The 19,757-nt window shown below is 61.3% G+C and carries 18 protein-coding genes; 10 read left to right on the forward strand and 8 right to left on the reverse strand.

The annotated features are described in order from the left end of the window. The first annotated feature begins 179 nt into the window (after positions 1 to 179). The 6 genes from PM2_RS05490 (at position 180) to PM2_RS05515 (ending at position 7,743) form a co-directional block, all read left to right on the forward strand. Positions 180 to 1,823: an acetolactate synthase large subunit gene (locus tag PM2_RS05490; RefSeq protein WP_042131426.1), complete on the forward strand. Its 1,644-nt coding sequence runs from the start codon at positions 180 to 182 to the stop codon at positions 1,821 to 1,823. Positions 1,824 to 1,969: 146 nt separating this feature from the next. After that, the gene (locus tag PM2_RS05495; RefSeq protein ID WP_028700117.1) at positions 1,970 to 3,907 is read left to right on the forward strand and encodes a flavin monoamine oxidase family protein; all 1,938 of its coding nucleotides are present in this window, start codon (positions 1,970 to 1,972) and stop codon (positions 3,905 to 3,907) included. Between the two features lie 145 nt (positions 3,908 to 4,052). After that, on the forward strand, positions 4,053 to 4,949 hold the full coding sequence (locus PM2_RS05500) for a nitrilase family protein (protein WP_016712050.1): 897 nt from the start codon (positions 4,053 to 4,055) through the stop codon (positions 4,947 to 4,949). Between the two features lie 10 nt (positions 4,950 to 4,959). Next, on the forward strand, positions 4,960 to 6,114 hold the full coding sequence (locus PM2_RS05505; protein WP_028700118.1) for a hypothetical protein: 1,155 nt from the start codon (positions 4,960 to 4,962) through the stop codon (positions 6,112 to 6,114). Beyond that, positions 6,111 to 7,100 (forward strand): asparaginase, encoded by a 990-nt coding sequence (locus tag PM2_RS05510; RefSeq protein ID WP_016712048.1) that lies wholly within the window; start codon positions 6,111 to 6,113, stop codon positions 7,098 to 7,100. Before PM2_RS05505 ends, PM2_RS05510 begins: the two co-directional genes overlap by 4 nt. 91 nt (positions 7,101 to 7,191) lie before the next feature. Further along, positions 7,192 to 7,743, forward strand: a complete 552-nt coding sequence (locus PM2_RS05515; protein ID WP_016712047.1) for a UPF0149 family protein — start codon at positions 7,192 to 7,194, stop codon at positions 7,741 to 7,743. 78 nt (positions 7,744 to 7,821) lie between these two features. On the opposite strand, the gene PM2_RS05520 is transcribed toward PM2_RS05515, so the two are convergent. Continuing rightward, positions 7,822 to 8,013: a hypothetical protein gene (locus PM2_RS05520; protein ID WP_016712046.1), complete on the reverse strand. Its 192-nt coding sequence runs from the start codon at positions 8,011 to 8,013 to the stop codon at positions 7,822 to 7,824. A 34-nt stretch (positions 8,014 to 8,047) separates the two neighbouring features. Between PM2_RS05520 and PM2_RS05525 the strand changes: the two genes are divergently transcribed. The 4 genes from PM2_RS05525 (at position 8,048) to PM2_RS05540 (ending at position 13,175) form a co-directional block, all read left to right on the forward strand. Next, entirely contained in the window at positions 8,048 to 8,677 is a 630-nt protein-coding gene (locus tag PM2_RS05525) for a glutathione S-transferase family protein (protein ID WP_016712045.1), read from the forward strand. A 27-nt stretch (positions 8,678 to 8,704) separates the two neighbouring features. Next, complete coding sequence (locus PM2_RS05530) at positions 8,705 to 10,741, forward strand: pyridoxamine 5'-phosphate oxidase family protein (RefSeq protein ID WP_028700119.1); 2,037 nt, start codon at positions 8,705 to 8,707, stop codon at positions 10,739 to 10,741. An 84-nt stretch (positions 10,742 to 10,825) separates the two neighbouring features. Continuing rightward, a complete protein-coding gene (locus PM2_RS05535) occupies positions 10,826 to 11,722 on the forward strand; it encodes a LysR family transcriptional regulator (protein WP_028700120.1) in 897 nt (298 codons plus the stop codon). Positions 11,723 to 11,879: 157 nt separating this feature from the next. After that, the gene (locus PM2_RS05540) at positions 11,880 to 13,175 is read left to right on the forward strand and encodes an MFS transporter (RefSeq protein ID WP_028700121.1); all 1,296 of its coding nucleotides are present in this window, start codon (positions 11,880 to 11,882) and stop codon (positions 13,173 to 13,175) included. Positions 13,176 to 13,224: 49 nt separating this feature from the next. Here PM2_RS05540 and PM2_RS05545 read toward each other — a convergent pair whose 3' ends face one another. The 7 genes from PM2_RS05545 to PM2_RS05575 all read right to left on the reverse strand — a co-directional run bounded on the left by PM2_RS05545 (position 13,225) and on the right by PM2_RS05575 (position 19,724). Continuing rightward, a complete protein-coding gene (locus tag PM2_RS05545; RefSeq protein WP_028700122.1) occupies positions 13,225 to 14,094 on the reverse strand; it encodes an aldose 1-epimerase in 870 nt (289 codons plus the stop codon). A gap of 24 nt (positions 14,095 to 14,118) precedes the next feature. Next, positions 14,119 to 15,042 (reverse strand): EamA family transporter, encoded by a 924-nt coding sequence (locus PM2_RS05550; protein WP_028700123.1) that lies wholly within the window; start codon positions 15,040 to 15,042, stop codon positions 14,119 to 14,121. Between the two features lie 55 nt (positions 15,043 to 15,097). Beyond that, positions 15,098 to 16,378 (reverse strand): TRAP transporter large permease, encoded by a 1,281-nt coding sequence (locus tag PM2_RS05555; protein ID WP_016712039.1) that lies wholly within the window; start codon positions 16,376 to 16,378, stop codon positions 15,098 to 15,100. Continuing rightward, positions 16,379 to 16,906, reverse strand: coding sequence for a TRAP transporter small permease (locus tag PM2_RS05560; RefSeq protein ID WP_016712038.1), 528 nt, complete (start codon positions 16,904 to 16,906; stop codon positions 16,379 to 16,381). 66 nt (positions 16,907 to 16,972) lie between these two features. Next, complete coding sequence (locus PM2_RS05565) at positions 16,973 to 17,944, reverse strand: TRAP transporter substrate-binding protein (protein ID WP_019098126.1); 972 nt, start codon at positions 17,942 to 17,944, stop codon at positions 16,973 to 16,975. A gap of 65 nt (positions 17,945 to 18,009) precedes the next feature. Next, positions 18,010 to 18,891, reverse strand: coding sequence for a glucurono-1,5-lactonase (locus PM2_RS05570; protein ID WP_028700124.1), 882 nt, complete (start codon positions 18,889 to 18,891; stop codon positions 18,010 to 18,012). A 26-nt stretch (positions 18,892 to 18,917) separates the two neighbouring features. Then, the gene (locus PM2_RS05575) at positions 18,918 to 19,724 is read right to left on the reverse strand and encodes an NAD-dependent epimerase/dehydratase family protein (protein WP_028700125.1); all 807 of its coding nucleotides are present in this window, start codon (positions 19,722 to 19,724) and stop codon (positions 18,918 to 18,920) included. Between the last annotated feature and the right edge of the window lie 33 nt (positions 19,725 to 19,757).

A 19,757-nucleotide genomic window follows, 5' to 3' on the forward strand; every position in this document is an offset into this window, starting at 1 on the left:
TCTAGGCAAAAATTCAAGGCTGCGACAACATTGCTGTCACATCAACGTGACTTTCCCTCGCCCACCCTACGTCAAGACTTTGGTTCAGGGCACTCCTGCCCCTGAGCCTGGCGATGCCAGCGTACCTTGCTGCGCATTTCTGGACTCCCACCGTCCCATCACTTGAGGTAGCAAGCAAGATGGCCAAGGCCGCCGATGTTGTAGTGCAATGCCTGGAAAACGAAGGTGTCGAATATGTATTCGGCATTCCCGGTGAAGAAAACCTCGACCTGCTCGAATCCCTGCGCAAGTCGAAGATCAAGCTGGTACTGACCCGTCACGAGCAGTCTGCAGGCTTTATGGCTGCCACCTATGGCCGTCTGACCGGCAAGACCGGCGTCAGCCTGTCGACCCTTGGCCCTGGCGCCACCAACCTGGTTACTGCCAGCGCCTACGCCTACCTGGGCGGCATGCCGATGATGATGATCACCGGCCAGAAGCCGATCAAGAAGTCCAAGCAGGGCCGCTTCCAGATCATCGACGTGTGCGGCATGATGGACCCCATCACCAAGTACACCCACCAGTTTGCCTCGGCCGACAACATCCCGTCGCGCATGCGCGAAGCCTTCCGCCTGGCCGAAGAAGAAAAGCCGGGTGCGGTACACTTGGAGCTGCCGGAAGACATCGCCGCCGAGCAGACCGATGCACTGCCGATCCCGCGCAGCCTGCACCGCCGCCCGCTGGCCGAGCATGTGGCCATCGAAGCCGCCGTGCAGAAACTGCATAACGCCCGTAACCCGATCCTGGTGATCGGTGCCGGCGCCAACCGCAAGATGACCGCCAAGGTCCTCAAGCAACTGATCGACAAGACTGGCATCCCGTTCATCACCACTCAACTGGGTAAAGGTGTGGTCGACGAGCGCCACCCGCGCTTCCTGGGCAACGCCGCCTTGTCGTCCGGTGACTTCGTGCACCGCGCCGTCGAGGCCGCCGACCTGATCGTCAACATCGGCCACGACGTGATCGAGAAGCCGCCATTCTTCATGGTCCGTGGTGGCACCGAAGTCATCCACATCAACTTCCGCTCCGCCGAAGTCGATGCCGTGTACTTCCCGCAGGTCGAAGTGATCGGCGATATCGCCAACGCCGTGTGGCAGATCAGCGAAGCCCTCACCGAGACCTCGCACTGGGACTTCACTCGCCTGATGGCCATCCGTGAAGCCAACGAAGCGCAAATCGCCGAAGGCGCCGACGACGACCGCTTCCCGGTCTACCCGCAGCGCCTGGTTGCCGACATCCGTCGCGTGTTGCCGTCCGAAGGCATCGTTGCCTTGGACAACGGCATCTACAAGATCTGGTTTGCCCGTAACTACAAGGCGCACAAGCCAAACACCGTGCTGCTGGACAACGCCCTGGCGACCATGGGCGCCGGCTTGCCATCGGCCATGGCGGCGCACCTGGTGCACCCGGACCGCCCGGTGATTTCGGTATGTGGCGACGGCGGCTTCATGATGAACAGCCAGGAGCTGGAAACTGCAGTCCGTCTGGGCATGCACATCACCGTGGTGATCCTGCGTGATGACGGCTACGGCATGATCCGCTGGAAGCAGGCCAACATGGGCTTCACCGATTTCGGCCTGGACTACGGCAACCCGGACTTCGTCAAGTACGCCGAAGCCTATGGTGCCAACGGCCACCGCGTGGAAAGCGCCGAAGGCCTGCTGCCGCTGCTGGAGCACTGCATCAAGACCCCAGGCGTACATGTGATCGACTGCCCGGTCGATTACAGCGAGAACGACCGAATCCTCAACAGCGAGCTGCGTGAGCGGGCGCTGGCGGTGTAAGGCCTAACGCCCTCATCGGGACTGCACGCTGGCACCCACAGGTCTCTCACGATTCTGTGGGTGTTGGTTGGTGGCACATAACCAACACTTCAAATATCTCAAGTCGATCATGCTCAGGCTCTTCAATTCATGGAGAGTACGATTACATGACCATCGGTTCCAGCCATAACCACCCTGCTGATCTGGCCATTGAGCCAGCCTTGCCCGTGCAGCCGTGGGCCGCGCGTTTTCCGAATCCTCCAGACCTCTGCTTCGACTACCGTCGTCTGGTTGAACAACAGGGAGGTGTTGCACGTGCTGCCCGCCCGGAGCATCGGATCTGTATTGTTGGTGCTGGCGTAACAGGGCTAACTGCTGCTCGGGAATTGTTGCGCTGTGGTTTTACCCGCATCACCTTGATTGAGCAGTCTCAGCGCGTGGGCGGTCGCCACCTGACAGTGGTGAATAAAGATTGCAATTACAAGCAGCTTTCAACGCCATTCGAGATGGGGGCCATGCGTATGCCTTTGTTCAACAGGACAGGCGAATCGCCTAAAGATGGGTGCTCGCTTATGGCCTACTACGCGAAGCTGTTCAAGTTAAAGCTTTCCGATTTCCCGAACCCTGGGACACCTTGGGTGAACACAACCGGTATCTATCTTCGTGATGGGCAACTAGAGGAAGAGGGGAAACCGGAGTTGCTGGTTTGGCGTAATCCAGAAGGGAATACTCCTCCACCTACAGCAACGCTGCAAAAGGTCTATGAAAAATGGCATCGCTTCGCCAGGCAGTTTGCCGAGCGCATCGCCATGGTATATGGCACGCAATGTTGGGCGTCGACGTGGCAGGCTGTAGTCGAGCGCTATCACCTGTTGTCATTCAGGGATCTGGTGCATTTGCCCATGCTCACTGCGTGGAATCCCGCAAACCCTGGTGATTTTGGCGGGTTGGGCATGAGCAGTGAAGAGTCGGCCATTTTCTATTCAATCGGCATTGGTGATGGTAGCTGGGGTGCGTTTTACGACGTCTGCTGCCTGTACCCCCTGCGTACTGCAATCTTTGGCTTCAGCAGTCATTTGCAACTGGTGCATGGCCGTGTTGATCAGGATGGAGTGCCTTATGCTGCGCCGTATCTGGAAGCAAGTAATGTTCCTGATAGTAGAGGGCTGATGTTCAAAGGGCCCGCCTACATCGGTCTAGCGGCGATGGATGAAAGCCTGTTGTTTCTCGATGCAGGGATGAACGGCACTTCGCTTTATGATCATCTCCTTCAACAATATGACGGGCTGTTGACGGACACCTCGGTCCGTTCCTTGCGAAAGCTTGAAGCGGGTCGTATCCGGGTCGGATATTGCTGGCACTGCAGTGATCCTGCGTATCAAAGCCTCCAATACGATGACTTCGACAGTGTGATCTTGACCACCCCTTCCTGGTTGATCGAGACCAACATGCGCCTCGACGGTTTCAGCCGTCAGATACTGCCGCAGTCGATTGTGGACGCGTGGAAGCACGCTCATTGGGAAACCAGCTGCAAAGTCTATGCGCCACTGAAGAAGAGTTATCTGGACCGTAAGTCAGCGTTACCCCAGATCCTTGTCACCGATAGCTTTGTCCACGACGTCTACGCCTATCGGTACAACGATCGTTACCCCGATGACTGCATTCTGCTCAGCTACACCTGGGAAGACGATGCAACCAAGCTAGCAGCATTCACTGATGAAGAACTGGCCAACAAGTGTGTCGAGGAACTCGACCGGATCCTCCTGAGCTGCGGCAATGTGGCTGAACCTATATCGCCCTACATCGATACCCGAAACATTCGCATACAGCGCTGGGCGACGGACAAAAATGCGCTCGGCTGCGCGAAGCTGTATCGCGCAGGTACCTACTACGACGCGGTCGGCCTGATGAAATACAACCGCGATTACAGTGCCAGCTCGGGGTTATACCTGGCTGGAGAGTCCTTCTCTGTTGACGCCGGCTGGACCGAGCCGTGTTTACGCACCGCGCTCGATGTAGTCATTAATCTTTGCAACAACACATCCGCAACGTTCAATGGGGGCTTCACCCTTGAACACTATCCGCATTATCAACTTGGGAAATAGCGGCGTCTGGGTGACTTTGTGAGATTCGTCCTACTGCACTTACTCGCTTCTCCTTCGCCCCCATAGGACCTGCCCGACTGTCCCTCCCAAGCGCAACCCCGCTCTACTGGCGACCTTCCAGAACAACCACAAAAAGGAAGTCGCCATGTCTGAACATTGCCCCCCCGTCAGCCCTGTCCGTATCGCTGTCATCCAGTACGACCCACAGGTCGGGCTAGAGTACTGCGATGGCAACCTGAGCAGAGGCCTGGCACTGGCCCGGCGTGCGGCGCGTGAAGGTGCCAATCTGATCGTGCTGCCCGAGCTGGCCAACACCGGTTATACCTTTCACTCCCGTGCCGAGGCCTATGCCCATGCCGAAACGCTGCAGGCAGGCCGCAGCCTGAATGCCTGGGCTGATTTCGCCAGGGAGTATCAGGTGTACCTGGCAGCAGGATTTGCCGAGCGTGATGGCTTGAAGCTTTACGACAGCGCCGCATTGTTCGGCCCCGACGGCTTGCTTGGGCACTATCGCAAGGCCCACCTGTGGAACCAGGAAAAGCTCTGGTTCACCCCTGGAGATCTCGGTTTTCCTGTATTCGAGACGCCAATCGGGCGTATCGGCCTGCTGATCTGCTGGGACATCTGGTTCCCTGAAGTGCCGCGGCTGATGGCAGCGCAAGGCGCAGACATCATATGCAGCTTGAACAACTGGGTGTGGACACCGCCACCGCTGTTTGATGACGCAGGGCGTTGCATGGCGTCGTACCTGACCATGACGGCCGCGCACGTAAACAATGTCTACATCGCCGCCGCAAACCGTATCGGCAGTGAGCGAGGGGGGCGCTTTCTCGGTTGTTCGTTGATTGCCGGAACCAATGGCTGGCCCATTGGTGAGGTGGCTAGTGCGGAGGAGGAAAGCATTCTGTATGCCGATGTCGACCTCAGCAGCGCGCGTTCAGCGCCGATCTGGAACAGCCTCAACGACCTGCAGCGTGATCGCCGAACCGATCTCTACGATGCTGCGCTTGGCTACCGCCTGCATGCGCCTATGCCACGCTGAGGATCCACAGATGAAGCCATTACTGCTGCCCAATCGGCAGCGTTCCCCTGTGTTGATCTTTACCTGCCTGTTAATGCTGCTGGTAGCCAGCCTTGCGACAGGCCAATGGCCAGACTACGGGCAACTGGCGGCGACACTGGACCAACCGCTGAGCCGTTTGCGCTGGATAGTGGGCGATATCAGCGAGGTGACTTTCTACAAGCATGAGTTGCCTGCGCTGGGCTTGCTGCTAGGCGCTTGCCTGGCACATTGGGCCCATCTTCGCGGGTATCGCTGGCAGGGTTTTGCCATCTGCTATGGAAGCGGACTATGGCCATGGGTATTCACCAGCTCGCTACTGGGCCTTTTACTTAGCCACGCCTTATGGGGATGGACCTTGGCCGGTGGCACCTGGCAACCAACGTTTGTGGCCTTTGTGTCACTGCCGGCAGCCATGGTGCTGCTGTTTGGTGCGGGCTGGCGAGTGACGATAGCAGGCGCGCTACTGGGGTCACTACTGGTAACCCCGGCGAGTCTGCTGATGATCAACTACCTGTGCTATCCCTTGCAGTTGCCTGTGGTCATCGGCAACGTGAGTGGTATGGCCGTGGCAAGTGTCGTCGCTTTCCTGCTGTGCAAGCGCTTCCCGTCATGGGTACGTCAAAGCCACGAACCCGACGTTGCGAAACCTGTGGCCAGCCAACCAGACTACGGTGTGGTCTGGACCTTGCGGCGTGTGCTGGCCGACTTCAGCGAAGCGCCATTCTTTGGCAATGAACTGGCCAGCCTCGGTCTACTACTGGGCGTGTTACTGGCTTACCTGTTGGCCCCGGCGGCCCCCGCATACGGTTCAATGTTGGTGATGCACATAGTGGCTGGGCAGGCCTTGGCGTCTTTGGTCGGGGTCGTATTCTGGCGCGGCCAGTGGCAAGCCCGTGGGTGGTACCCTACCTACATTCCGATTGTCTCGATCGTGCCGGCCGCAGTGCTGGCGCATGGAGGCAGTTGGCAAGTAGTCGTGGCCAGTGCAGTGCTGGGTGCGCTGGTGGCTCCGCCGCTGGCAGTGGCGATCACTCAGCGGTTGCCGACCTATGTGCATGGCTACATCGGTAACGTAGTGTCGATGGCCGTCAGCACGTTGGGAATCGTACCGCTGATCGGGTTACTTGTGGGGGGAGAAGCATGATTGAGCATTCGGGCCTGCCCAGGCTGTCGATCGCCAGTTTGGGGGGGACGGTCAGTATGCAGGCTGCGGCGGTTGGGTGTGGTGTAACGCCCACTCTGGATTGTGAGCAGCAACTGCTTCAGGTCCCACAGTTGCGCGAGATGGCGCAGTTAAACGTAACGTCATTGTGCCTGGTTCCCAGTGCATCGCTCAGCTTCAGGGCGCTGCTGGATGTGCTGGCCTGGGCTCGCTGCGAGGTCGAGCGCGGTGCCCGGGCTGTGATATTGACCCAAGGCACCGACAGCCTTGAGGAAACGGCCTATTTCCTTGACCTGCTCTGGCCATTCGATGCGCCATTGGTGATGACCGGTGCCATGCGCTCGGCCAGCCAGCCGGGCAACGATGGCCCGGCCAACCTGCTGGCTGCGGCACAGGTTGCATTGGCACAAGGCAGCAGTGGGCGTGGTGTACTGGTGGTGATGAATGATCAGGTTCATTGCGCGGCAAGGGTTCGCAAGACGGCCAGCCTGGCGATGGCGGCATTCGAGTCGCCTGGCTTTGGTCCTCTGGGCGAAGTTGTAGAGGGCGTCGCTACGTATCGCCATCCACCATACAGGCGGGAAGTGCTGCCGTTACCGGGACGTACTGACCAGCGTGTTGCCCTACTCGAGGCGTGCCTGGACGCTGATACGGCATTGCTGCAGGCTGTGCCCACATTGGGTTACGACGGGTTGGTCATCGCCGGCTTTGGCGCTGGCCATGTTTCCGGCAGTTGGTCTGATGTTCTGGAGCACATGACGCCAACCATGCCAGTCATTGTCGCCACTCGCACAGGTAAGGGACCTACAGCCGGGGCAACCTACGGGTTTTCCGGCTCCGAGATCGACTTGCAGAAAAAAGGCGTACACATGGCCGGGCAGCTCTGCCCGCGCAAGTGCCGCATCTTGCTGTGGCTGCTGATTGGCACCGACCGGCAGCATGAGTTGCCGGGTTGGCTGCCCTCCTGAAAAATCTGCCCGTGCTGTGGCACGCACGGGCAACCCTTCAAGCGTTGCTGTGCTAGGGTGCACACACTTTTGCTTCTCAGGATGTACGCCCATGCTCCCCGCTCTCAGCGAAAAAGAACTCGCCCGCCTCGAAGACCTGCTGATCACTTACGGCAACGACTACTCGGTGCTGAACCTGGCCGAACTCAATGGTTTTTTCACCGCGCTCGCCAGCTCGCCGGTCACCGTCTACCCCGAGCAATGGCTGCCTGCGGTAGCCGGTGGCAAGGTGCCGAAGTTCAAGAAGCCTGCGCACGAAGAAGCGTACACCGCGTTGATGCTGCGCTATGCCAACCAGGTGGCAGAAGAGCTGGGTGATGACGTCGACCACTTCGAGCCGCTATTCGAAGAAAACGAAGGTGAGCAAGGCAATGTGATCGTCATGGAAGAGTGGTGCTTCGGTTACATGCGCGGTACCCAGGTTGCCGGTTGGGAGGCGTTGCCGCCGGAGCAGGATCAACTGCTCAAGGCTATTTCGCTGCATGGGCTGGAGGACAACTTCGAGTTGTTGGACCAGATGAGCGAAGCCGATATCCAGGCGTGCGTGCCACAGGTGGTCGAGGCCGCGCGGGGGCTGTACCGGTATTTCAACAAGCTGCACTGATTCGGAGTATGCAATAAGGCTGCTGGCCTCTTCGCAGGTAAACCGCGAAGAGACCAGCAGATCCAGCACACAGTTGGCTCAGAGGTGCTTGGGGCGGATCTCGAACCCCGACAGTGTGGCAGCCAGGCTGCTCGGGTATGCGGCGTCGCGCTGGCGTGGCAATTGGTGTTTGGCACGACCGATCTGGCGAATTATTTCGCACAGCGAAATTATGGTTTCCTCATCACACGGATTCTGCTCTGCGCCGATCAGGTGCAGCATGTGCTCCATCAGCCCACTCCGGTGCTGACCAGGAGCCAAGCCCATGTCGAACCCGATCAAGCTTTACAACTTCCCGAAGTCTGGCCACGCCCATCGCATTGAACTGATGCTGTCTCTGCTCAACCTGCCCACCGAGCTGGTGTTCGTCGACCTAGCCAAAGGGGCGCACAAGCAACCGGACTTCCTGGCCCTTAACCCGTTCGGCCAAGTACCGGTCATCGATGACAACGGCACGGTGATCGCAGACTCCAATGCCATCCTCGTCTACCTCGCCAAAAAATATGACAACGGCACCTGGCTGCCCGAAGAGCCAGCCGCTGCCGCCCGCGTTCAACGCTGGCTGTCGGTCGCTGCAGGCCCGCTGGCCTTCGGCCCCGCCGCCGCCCGCCTGGTGACCGTGTTCGGTGCTGCGTTCAACACCGACGAAGTGATTACCCGCGCCCACACGCTGCTCAAGGTGATCGATGCCGAGCTGGCCAAGTCGCCCTTCCTGGCTGGCAACACAGCCACTATCGCCGACATCGCCAACTACTCATATATCGCTCACGCACCGGAAGGCAATGTGTCGCTGGAGCCCTATGCCAATGTGCGTAGCTGGCTGGCACGGATCGAGTCATTGCCGGGCTTCGTGCCCATGCCACGTACCGTGATCGGGCTGCAGACCAGCGCCTGACACCGCGTCCTCGGGAGGAACGCCGCCATGCAACAGACGCCGGACCAACGCCCCTCGCCCTGGCATGCGGGCGAGAAAACCCTGCAGGAAAAGGTCGGTGTAGCAGAGCGCATGGAGGCGTTCGGGCAAAAGGTCATTCGTGACTACATGCCCGACCAGCACCGCACGTTCTATCACCAGTTGCCGTTCATGGTGGCGGCCAGCGTTGACGCTCAGGGGCGGCCTTGGGCGACGCTGCTGGAAGGGCCGGAAGGTTTCGTCAGCTCGCCCGACCCACGCCAATTGACGATTGACACCAGGTTACCGGCAGATGACCCAGCCACCCCGGGGCTGGTCGCCGGGCAGGCAATCGGCCTGCTGGGCATCGAACTGCACACCCGCCGGCGCAACCGCCTCAACGGGCAGATCCGCCAGGCTGCTGCAGGGCAATTGCAGGTGACGGTTGACCAGTCGTTCGGCAACTGCCCGCAGTACATCCAGCTGCGCGACTACACCCGCGTCACCGAACCGGCACAAGGACGCGTCGATGCCACAACACTGAATGCCACGACCGTCAGCATGATCCAGTCTGCTGACACATTCTTCGTCGCCAGCTATGTCGAGCATGAAGGCGGCCAGCGCTCGGTGGATGTTTCCCACCGTGGCGGTCGGCCAGGGTTCGTCAAGGTCGAAGGCAACACGCTGACCATTCCCGACTACGCCGGTAACCTGCACTTCAACACCTTGGGCAACGTGTTGGTTAACCCGAGGGCAGGTTTGCTGTTCATCGACTTCAGCAACGGCAACGTACTGCAGGTGTGTGGCCGTGCCGAGGTGCTGCTGGAAAGCCCGGCCATCCAGGCTTTCGAAGGTGCAGAGCGGTTGTGGACGCTGGAGGTCGAGCAGGTGGTGTGGCGGCCGGCTGCGGTGTCCCTGCGCTGGGCCTTCAAGGAGTACGCACCGACCAGCCTGATGACCGGCATTTGGGCCGAGGCCGATGCGCGTTTGCAGCAACGTCGGCAACAGCGCCAATGGCAAGCCTGGCGCGTGCTGCGAGTGGAGCAGGAGAGCCGCGATATCCGTTCGTTCTACCTTCAGCCGCCCAGCGATGGCGCTGTAGTGTTTGCACCCGGGCAACATGTTCCGGTGCAGGTACAGCGCGACGGTGAAGCGCCGCTGATTCGCACCTACAGCTTGTCCAGTGCACCTTCCGACGGCTATTTGCGCATTAGCGTCAAAGCCCAGGGCCCGGTTTCCCGGCATTTGCATGAGCGCATCGCGCCCGGCGATGTGCTTAACGTGCGTCCACCCATGGGCAGTTTCACGCTGGACGTGCAGAGCACGCGGCCGCTGGTGCTGATTGGCGCGGGGGTGGGTATCACGCCATTACTGGCCATGCTGCGCGAGCAGTTGAGCAAGGCTCAGACGCGGCATATCCACTTGTTCCATGGCGCGCGTAGCCTGACCGACCTGCCGTTCGGGCAGGAGCTGGCGAGCTTGCGGCAACAGGCGGGAGGCCTGCTGCACGTCCATCGCGCCCTGAGCCAGCCGGAAGAACATGCGCTGCTTGGACGAGATTACGAGTTTGCCGGGCGTCTGGGCATCGAGCAGGTCAAGGCCACGCTGGCGCTGGACGACTACGATTTCTACCTGTGTGGGCCAGGCAGCTTTACCCAGGACCTGTATGAAGGGCTGCGGGGCGTGCATGTGCCGGATGCGCGGATTCACGCAGAAGCCTTTGGGCCGTCGACGTTGCGGCGGCACACGGACGCCGACCAGCCTACCTTGCAACAGCCGCCCGCCGCCAGCGAGCCAGTACCGGTGTACTTTGCGGCGTCAGCCAAGGAAGCGCGCTGGGCACCCGGTAGCGGTACCTTGCTGGAGCTGGCCGAGGCGCGCGGGCTGGCGCCGGAGTTCAGTTGTCGGGGTGGCTCGTGTGGTACCTGCAAGACCAAGCTTGTGAGTGGCCAGGTGCATTATCCGAATCCACCGGCAGAGCTGCCGGAGGCGGGGTCTGTGTTGATCTGTTGTGCGGTGCCGGCGCAGGTGGAGGAGGGGTTACAGGCGTTGGTGCTGGACATCTGACAAACCAGTCCCGCCCTCTTCGCGGGCAGCACAAAATGCCCAGATGAATAATAATCCCGGCACCTCATGTCCTCAGGAGCCCGCATGGACCAGATCCACCTGATGAAGGTGTTCGTCGCCGTAGGTGAGCTGGAAAGCTTCGCCGCTGCTGCCCGGCGGCTGGATATTTCCCCGGCCGCCGTCACTCGCGCCGTCAGCGCCCTGGAAGACCAGCTTGGGGTAAAACTGCTGCTGCGCACTACCCGCAGCGTACGCCTGACCGAAGCGGGAGGCCGCTACCTGGAAGACACCCGGCATATCCTCGCTAGCATCAACGAGGCCAACGCCGCCGCTGCGGGCATCAACGCCACCCCCAAGGGCGACCTGGCGGTTACCGCGCCGATCCTGTTCGGCAAGAAGTTCGTCATGCCGTGCATCGTCCGCTACCTGAAGCAGTACCCTGAGGTCGATGTGTCTGCCTACTTCCTGGACCGCGTGGTGAACATGGTCGAGGAGGGTATGGATGTTGCGGTGCGCATCGGCCCGTTGCCCGACTCGGGGTTGAAGGCGTTGCGGGTCGGCAGGGTGCGGCGCATGTTGTGCGCATCCCCCGATTACCTGGCGCGACATGGCGTGCCGAAACATCCCTCGGACCTGACCGAACATGCGGTAATCGGCACCACCAACCTGTCGCCCCGTGCCGGCTGGCGCTTTGGGGTGACAGAAGAGCCGACCATGGTACGCATGAAGCCGAGGCTGACGGTCACCAGCAACGACGGGGCCATCGCGGCTGCCAGTGGCGGGCTGGGTATTGCCCGGTTGTTGTCGTACCAAGTGGCCGATGAACTGGCCAACGGGCAACTGCAGGTGATTCTGGCCGAGTACGAAGAGGCGCCCTGGCCAATTCATGTGCTGCACCGGGAGAGCAAATATGGCTCGGCCAAGGTCAGGGCATTCATCGACATGCTGGCGCAGGCACTGCGAGCACAACAACTTGATTGAGATCGTACAACATCGTTCGGAATTGCTCCAAATAATAATTGTTGTACGATGACCTATGACGTGGCACTCTTTCGCCTGAAACAATTTGTCGCAAATAGCCCTGCCGGCGTTTGCGCCAAACGCTCGCCACTCTAAAAACAAGAAATTCAGGTGAACCATGAAGATGAAAGGCATCCGTTGGTGGATGGTCAGCCTTGTCACGGCTGGGCTCGTCGTCAACTACCTCGCCCGCAACACCCTCTCGGTGGCTGCCCCCACCTTGATGACCGACCTCTCCATCAGTACCGAGCAATACGCCAAGATCGTCGCTGCCTGGCAGGTGTGCTATGCCCTCATGCAGCCCATTGCCGGCTGGTTCATCGACTTCATCGGCACCAAGCTGGGCTTTGCCGTGTTCGCCATGGCCTGGTCAATGGCCTGTGCCGGCGCGGCCCTGGCCACCGGCTGGCAGAGCATGGCGTTCATGCGTGGGTTGCTGGGCATGACCGAAGCCGCCGGCTTGCCGGCCGGGGTCAAGGCCACCACCGAGTGGTTCCCGGCCAAGGAGCGATCTGTGGCGATTGGCTGGTTCAACATCGGCTCGTCGCTCGGCGCCTTGCTGGCGCCGCCGCTGGTGGTGTGGGCGATCCTGCACAGTGGCTGGCAGTTGGCGTTCGTGATCGTTGGCGTTTCGGGCATTGTCTGGACCCTGTTGTGGATGCTGCTGTACAAGCATCCGCGCGACCAGAAACGCCTGAGTGACGAGGAGCGTGACTACATCCTGGCCGGGCAGGAAGCGCACTTCAAGCAGGACACCCGCGAGAAGGGCGCGTGGAAGCGTATCTTCAAGGCCCGCAACTTCTACGCCATCGCGTCAGCGCGGATCCTGTCGGAGCCAGCCTGGCAAACCTTCAATGCCTGGATTCCGCTGTACCTGATGACCGAGCGGCACATGAACATCAAGGAAGTGGCGATGTTCGCCTGGCTGCCGTTCCTGGCGGCGGACATCGGCTGTGTGCTGGGCGGGTATCTCAGCCCGCTGTTCCACCGTTACTTCAAGGTGTCGCTGTTCACCTCGCGCAAGATGGTGCTGGTGTTCGGCGCCAGCTGCATGATCGGCCCGGCCTGCATTGGCCTGGTGGAAAGCCCGTACACGGCGATCCTGTTGCTGTGCATTGGCGGGTTTGCCCACCAGACGCTGTCGGGGGCGCTGTACGCGATCACTTCCGACTCGTTCAGCAAGGACCAGGTGGCCACGGCGACCGGTATGGGCGGCATGTGCGGGTATCTGGGGGCGGCGGCGTTTACTTTGGTGTTCGGCGTGCTGGTCACGCAGATTGGCTACAGCCCGTTGTTCGTGGTGCTGGCCGCGTTCGATATTGTGGCGGCGGTGTTGGTGTGGAAGGTGGCGCGAGAGGTACGGGGTACCTCGGCTGAAAAGCCGATGGCGACACCCGTTGAGGCAGTTGCGTAGGGCTTGAGATTTTGGGGCTGCTTTGCAGCCCCAATTCCAGGCGACACGATTACAGCGTTTGATATTGCATCCTGAACCCCAGGCTCATAGCCTCCCCACGCTGCAACAACCTCAGCCCCGGCCGCCCCGGCAGGTGATGCGCATTGACCGGGTGAGTAACCGGTTCAAAGCAGAAAAAGCCTTGTCCCTGCGGACAAAACAGCAAGAAATGCTCAGCCCCACTGGCACTGCACGCCAAGCGATATCCGGCACCGGGCTGTTCAATCACACAGTCCCCCGGCCAGCCATTGAACGCGTGATCCACGACCGTGTCAGGCAAGCCTCCCAGGGTTTTAAAACGCCAACGCTCTGGTATCTCTGCCTCATACGAAGGCAATCGACCCGCCTCGGCCAGCCATACCTTGCGCGCTGCTGCATGCAGCTTGGTATCGGGATACCGCGGGAAGTAGGGATGCAACCCCAACCCATACCAGTTAGCCTGCTCATCCAGATGCGTGACATGCAGGTCCAGGTTCAGGCACCCCTCGTGCAAATGCACATCCAACGTAGCCTGGTAGGCGAACGGTACTTCACTGTGCAGTGTCAGGCGTGCGCGCCGCTCGCTGTGGTGCTCCACCTGCCAGGGTTGTTGCCAGGCGCTGCCATGAATCGGGTAAGCGTCGTGCGTGGTATTGGGCGCCAGTGCCTGCCAGCCTTCGGGCCGGGAAAAGCCACCCTCGGAAATGCGATTGGACCACGGCGCCAGCGGGTAACAGGCCAGCCGTCGTGGGGTACCGGTGGCCAGCGCGGCCGCGTCTGAATGGCGTAGCAACGGCTGCCCGGTTGCCTTCACTTCCCAGTTGACCAGGCTGGCGCCCAGTTCCGGGGCCAGGCTCAGGCGGGTCAGGTTGTCTTGCAGGTGCAGCTCGGTCACAGCCATTCAAGGCTCCTTTCAAATGAACAATCAACGGGCCCGACGGTAGGTCAGCAGCACGATGCCGCACACCACCACGGCGGCGCCGATCAGTTGCGGGGTACTCAGGTGCTGATCGAGCAACGCCCAGCCCAGCAGCAGTGTCGCGATGGGTTCGACATTCATCACCGGTGCGTTCTGCGCCATGTTCAACCTTGGCACACACACAAACAGCAAGGTGAAGGCCAGGCCGTACAGCACCACCAGGCTGCCCAAGGCGATCCAGCCACCGCTGCTGCCGGGCAGTGACAAGCCCGACGGCATCACACCGCTTGCGCCTGCAACCAGCATGCTGGAAAACACGATCAGCAAGGTCAGCAGGCTGCGCACTGGCCCGCGTACGGCAGCCAGTTTGTGGTCGGTGATCCACAAGGCGCAGGCAAACGCACAGGCGGCACCAAAGGCCAGGCTGACGCCCAGCGCCCAGTGCGGGTTGGCTGCGCCACTGTCGGCCAGGCGAGCCGGCACATCCAGCGCCAGTACCAGACCGCACAGAATCAGGCCCATGAACAGCACCGTGCGGCTGCTAGGTCGCGCGCCACCTAGCGCCCAGGTAAGCAATGCCAGCAACATCGGGAAGGTGTTACCCACCAGCAGCGCCAGGGCCACCGGGATGCGCGCCACTGCCGAGTACAGGCACAGGCTCTGGGTGGCGATCAGCAGGCCTAGCAGCAACTGCCAGTGCCGGGTGCCCGCAGGCAGGCCTAACGCCTGGCGTTGCCACAGCAACAGGCAGGCGAGTACCAGCAAGGTGATGCCTGAGCGACAGAGAATCGCCAGCAGCACGCCAGTGCCGTCATCGAAGGCAATGCGAGCGGCGATGTGGTTGCCGGCGAATGAACAGGCCAGCAGGGCCAGCAAGGCGATGGCCAGTTTGCGTGGGAACAAGGGGGCAGCAGAGGAGGGAACAGCCATGTGCAGGGTCCATTTGCAGAGAGAACCCGGGACCGCAAGGCGGCCCCGGTTTCAGTTAAAGCACCACGCTAGGCAGCCAAAGGGAAATGGCCGGAATGTAGGTCACCGCCATCAGCACCAGGAACAGCGCCAGGTAGAACGGCAGCAGCGCCTTCACCGTCGACTCGATGCTCACCTTGCCGATGGCCGAGCCCACGAACAGCACCGCCCCCACCGGCGGGGTGATCAAGCCTATCCCTAAGTTCACCAGCATGATCATGCCGAAGTGCACCGGGTCCACGCCGATACCGGTGATGACCGGCAGCAGGATCGGTGTGAGGATCAGGATCAGCGGCGCCATGTCCATCACCGTGCCCAGCAGCAGCAACATGAAGTTGATGCACATCAGGATCACGTAGCGGTTGTCCGACAGGGTCAGGAACGCCGTGGTGATCTTCGACGGGATCTGCATCAGCGTCATCACGTAGCCGAAGCTGGCGGCAAAGCCGATCAGGATCATCACGATGGAGATGGTGCGAACCGTGCGGTGCATCAGCTTGGGCAGGTCGCGCCACTTGTAGTCGCGGTAGATGAACATGGTCACGAAGAACGACCACACCACCGCCACGGCTGCCGATTCGGTCGCGGTGAACACGCCCGACAGGATGCCGCCAAGGATGATCACCATGGCCATCAGGCCCCACAGCGCCTCACCGGCAATTTTCAGCGCCTGGCGCAGCGGGATCACTTCGCCCTTGGGGTAGTTGCGCTTTTTCGCGAACAGCAGGCACAGGCCCATCATGACCGCGCTAAGCAGCAGCCCCGGCATCACCCCGGCCATGAACAGCGAGGCGATCGACACCGAGCCGCCAGCGGCCAGCGAGTACAGGACCGAGTTGTGGCTGGGTGGGGTCAGTAGCGCCTGCACCGAGCCGCTGACGGTCACGGCGGTGGAGAACTCGCGCGGATAGCCCTTGCGCTCCATCTCCGGGATCAGCACCGAGCCCACCGAGGCCGTGTCGGCCACCGACGAGCCCGAAATCGCGCCGAAGAAGGTCGAAGCCATGATGTTGACCAGCGACAGCCCGCCACGCACGAAGCCCACCAGCACCCCGGCAAAGGCCACCAGCCGGCGTGACATACCGCCTTCGGCCATGATCGCACCGGCCAGCACGAAGAACGGAATGGCCAGTAGCGAGAACTTGTTAACCCCACTGGCCACCTGGATCATCATCGCCTGCAGCGGGATGTCGATCCACCAGGCACCGATCAACGCCGACAGGCCCAGGGCATAGGCCACCGGCATGCCCAGCAGGATGAGCGCAACGAAACTGCCCAACAGAATGAACGCATCCATTTACGCCACTCCTTCGCTTTCTTCTACGTGGTCGAAACGCACCACCTTGCGATGGCTCTGGTCGCCGAGCAGAAGTTTTTCCAGCACGAAGACCAAGGTCAGCACGCCCCCCACCGGGATCGGCGCATACGTCATGCCCACCCGTACACCCGGCAGCGACGCCAGAAACTGGTTCCAGGTGGTGATGCACAACTTGGTGCCGTAGTAGGTCATGAATACGCACACCAGAATCATCAGCACCTGCACCAGCAGCGCGACCAGCTGGCGCTGCAGCGGTGGCAGGCGATCGGTAATCATTGCCACCGCCATGTGCGCCCCGGCGCGGTAGCTGGCGGCGGCACCGACGAAGGTGAACACCACCATCAGCAGGATGGCCACCGGCTCCGGCCAGCTGGCGCCAGTGCCGAGCACGTAGCGGGCGAATATGCCCCAAGGGATGATCAGCGACATCGCCAGGATCGACAGGCCGGCGACCCAGATGCAGCTGCGGTACAGCGTGTCGTTCACACGCAGGACAAGGTTTTTCATGGGCATCACCAAAGCGGCAGGGCGACGGGCGCCGCGCTGCCGAGGTCGTTCAGAAAGGGGCCGCTGTTACTGGACGGCGTCGATGCGCTTCATCAGGTCGGCGTACTGCGCGCCGTATTTTTCACGCACCGAGGCGGTGGCGTCGTAGAACGGCTTCTTGTCGACGGTGATGAACTCGACACCGGCGGCCTTGAGCTTCTCTTCACTCGCGGCGGACTTGGCGTCCCACAGCGCGCGCTCTTCCATCTGCGCCTCACGCGCGACCTTCTTCACCAGCGCCTGCTGTTCGGGGGTGAGCTTGTTCCAGGTGGTCTTGGACATCACCACCGGCTCCGGCAGGATCAGGTGGCCGGTCAGGGTGTAGTACTTGGCGTTCTGGTAGTGGTTGTGTTCGAGCAGGGTCGGCGGGTTGTTCTCGGCGCCATCGATCACGCCGGTTTGCAGGGCGCTGAAGATTTCCCCGGTGTCCATGGCGATGCCGTTGCCGCCCATGGCGTTCATCATGTCGATGAACAGCGGGTTGCCCTGAACGCGAATCTTCATGCCCTTGAGGTCTTCAAGGCTGCGTACGGGCTTCTTGGTGTAGATGCTGCGCGAGCCGCCATCCATCCAGGCCAGGGCCACCAGGTTGAAGTCGGAGTTGGTGATCTTGTCGAGGATCTCCTGGCCGATGTCTCCGTCGATGATCTTGCGCATGTGCTCATGGTCGCGGAACACGAACGGCATGTTGAACACGTTTACATCCGGCACTACCGGGCCGACGATTCCCAGGCTGACGCGGGTCATTTGTACGGCACCGATCTGCGCCTGTTCGATCACTTCCTTTTCCGAGCCCAGCACGCCGCCGGCGAACATCTTGAAGGTGATATCGCCATTGCTGGCTGCTTCAAGTTTTTTGCCCATGTTCTGCTCGGCCACCACGGTGGGATAGCCGGCCGGGTGGATTTCGGCGAACTTGATGTCCAGTGCCGAGGCGGGCATGGCCACGCTGAAGGCGAAGGGGAGTACGGCAAGAAGCAGCTTGCGTTTGAACGTCATGATGAAACTCCGTGGTTTTTATTATCTGGTTTCGGCCGTGCAAGTGTGGGTACGGCAAGGGGCCTTCAGCCCCGGTAGGCAGGCTCCTCCAGGCCTTTGGTGCCAGGGTTGAGGGCAAACACCCCGCCAGCCAGCGGCTGGTCGCTGAGGTCGATGCCCGCAGGGCGGATCGAGGTGACGTAAAGGGTGTCCAGGTTGGCGCCGCCGAAGGCGCACATCGCCGGCTTTTTCACCGGTACGTTGAGTGAGCGGTCCAGGCGGCCATCGGGGGTGAAACGGTGGATCTGCCCAGCATCGTTGCCGCAAACCCAGTAGCAGCCGTCCTGGTCGATAGCCGCGCCGTCGGGGCGGCCGGGGTAGCCGCGCATGTCGACGAACAGCCGCTTGTTGCGCGGCGTGCCGCTGTCGGTGTCGTAGTCGAAGGCCCAGACTTTCTGCACGTTGGGGTGCGAGTCGGAGAGGTACATGCGTGCGCCGTCGGGGCTGAAAGCCAGGCCGTTGGGCACGATCATGCCGTCCTGCTGCAGGTGCAGATGGCCTTCGCCGTCATGCCGGTACAGCGCGCCCACGTGGGCACCTTGCTGCATGTCCAGCAGCATGGTGCCGGCCCAGAAGCGGCCCTGGCGATCACAGCGGCCATCGTTGAAACGCATGCCTGCCTGGGCATGTGCCACGCTGCTGAGCAGCCGGCTGTCCAGGCTGCCGTCGGCCTTGGCCTGAAGCTGGAAGATGCCGCTTTCCATGCCGGCAACCCAGCCTTGGCTGCTGCGGGCGATGCAGGCCAGCATCTCGTCGCCCTGCCAGACCTGGTGCTTGCCATCGGCCGCGTGCCAGCGGTGCAGTTGGCGGGCGGGAATGTCGACCCAGTACAGGGCCTGTTCAGCGGCGTGCCACACGGGGCTTTCGCCAGTGCCGTTGCGGGCGTCGACGATCAGTTCGCAGTTCATGGCCGTGCCTCCTGGCGTGCGTGGGGTCAGTTGAACGGGCCGGCCACGGCGAAGGCGCCGCCCTGGTAGACCATGCTCGGGTCATCGGCGGCGGGCGCCGGCTGGGCTTCGACGGCGGCGCGGAAGGCTTCGGAGCTGTCCTTGGGCACATAGCCCAGGTGCTCGGCATGGCGGTTGTCCCACCACACGGTGCGGTTGTCGGAGGCGCCGTAGACGATGGTGTGGCCAACGTTTGGCGTGAACAGCCCGCGCTCGATCAGTTGCATCAGGTCGTCATAGCTCAGCCAGGTGCAGAGCATGCGTGGGTTTTGGGGTTGCGGGAACGACGAGCCAATACGGATGCTGACGGTCTCGATGCCGTAGCGGTCGAAGTAGAAACTGGCCACATCTTCGCCGTAGCACTTGGACAGCCCGTAGTAGCTGTCGGGGCGGCGCGGGGCGTGGGCGTCGATGCGCTCATCCTGGCGATAGAAACCGATGGTGTGGTTGGAGCTGGCGAAGATGATGCGCTTCACCCCATGCTTGCGTGCCGCCTCATAGACATGGAATACGCCGCAGATGTTGGGGCCGAGGATGTCTTCGAAGGAATGCTCGGTGGACACGCCGCCGAAGTGGATGATGGCGTCAACGCCTTCGACCAGGGCATGTACAGCCGCCTTGTCGGCCAGGTCGCAGGTGATCACTTCTTCATGCGGGCCTGCAGCAGGTGCCATGGGGCTGATGTCGGAAAGGCGCAGGACCTCGGCGTAGCCTTGCAGGCGTTCGCGAAGGACCTTGCCCAGGCCGCCTGCGGCTCCGGTGAGCAGCAGGCGATTGAGGGGAGTAGGGGTCATGGCCGGCTCTTGTTGTTGATTGTTGTAGGTTGT

The sequence above is a fragment of the Pseudomonas monteilii NBRC 103158 = DSM 14164 genome, from assembly GCF_000730605.1.
Lineage (GTDB): Bacteria > Pseudomonadota > Gammaproteobacteria > Pseudomonadales > Pseudomonadaceae > Aquipseudomonas > Aquipseudomonas monteilii.

Coding starts and splice junctions, on each gene's coding strand:
- PM2_RS05520 (WP_016712046.1), bottom strand. CDS start 8,013: ATGGAGCACATGCTGCACCTGATCGGCGCAGAGCAGAATCCGTGTGAT.
- PM2_RS05495 (WP_028700117.1), top strand. CDS start 1,970: ATGACCATCGGTTCCAGCCATAACCACCCTGCTGATCTGGCCATTGAG.
- PM2_RS05525 (WP_016712045.1), top strand. CDS start 8,048: ATGTCGAACCCGATCAAGCTTTACAACTTCCCGAAGTCTGGCCACGCC.
- PM2_RS05535 (WP_028700120.1), top strand. CDS start 10,826: ATGGACCAGATCCACCTGATGAAGGTGTTCGTCGCCGTAGGTGAGCTG.
- PM2_RS05500 (WP_016712050.1), top strand. CDS start 4,053: ATGTCTGAACATTGCCCCCCCGTCAGCCCTGTCCGTATCGCTGTCATC.
- PM2_RS05545 (WP_028700122.1), bottom strand. CDS start 14,094: ATGGCTGTGACCGAGCTGCACCTGCAAGACAACCTGACCCGCCTGAGC.
- PM2_RS05575 (WP_028700125.1), bottom strand. CDS start 19,724: ATGACCCCTACTCCCCTCAATCGCCTGCTGCTCACCGGAGCCGCAGGC.
- PM2_RS05555 (WP_016712039.1), bottom strand. CDS start 16,378: ATGGATGCGTTCATTCTGTTGGGCAGTTTCGTTGCGCTCATCCTGCTG.
- PM2_RS05565 (WP_019098126.1), bottom strand. CDS start 17,944: ATGACGTTCAAACGCAAGCTGCTTCTTGCCGTACTCCCCTTCGCCTTC.
- PM2_RS05530 (WP_028700119.1), top strand. CDS start 8,705: ATGCAACAGACGCCGGACCAACGCCCCTCGCCCTGGCATGCGGGCGAG.
- PM2_RS05540 (WP_028700121.1), top strand. CDS start 11,880: ATGAAGATGAAAGGCATCCGTTGGTGGATGGTCAGCCTTGTCACGGCT.
- PM2_RS05570 (WP_028700124.1), bottom strand. CDS start 18,891: ATGAACTGCGAACTGATCGTCGACGCCCGCAACGGCACTGGCGAAAGC.
- PM2_RS05490 (WP_042131426.1), top strand. CDS start 180: ATGGCCAAGGCCGCCGATGTTGTAGTGCAATGCCTGGAAAACGAAGGT.
- PM2_RS05550 (WP_028700123.1), bottom strand. CDS start 15,042: ATGGCTGTTCCCTCCTCTGCTGCCCCCTTGTTCCCACGCAAACTGGCC.
- PM2_RS05510 (WP_016712048.1), top strand. CDS start 6,111: ATGATTGAGCATTCGGGCCTGCCCAGGCTGTCGATCGCCAGTTTGGGG.
- PM2_RS05505 (WP_028700118.1), top strand. CDS start 4,960: ATGAAGCCATTACTGCTGCCCAATCGGCAGCGTTCCCCTGTGTTGATC.
- PM2_RS05515 (WP_016712047.1), top strand. CDS start 7,192: ATGCTCCCCGCTCTCAGCGAAAAAGAACTCGCCCGCCTCGAAGACCTG.
- PM2_RS05560 (WP_016712038.1), bottom strand. CDS start 16,906: ATGAAAAACCTTGTCCTGCGTGTGAACGACACGCTGTACCGCAGCTGC.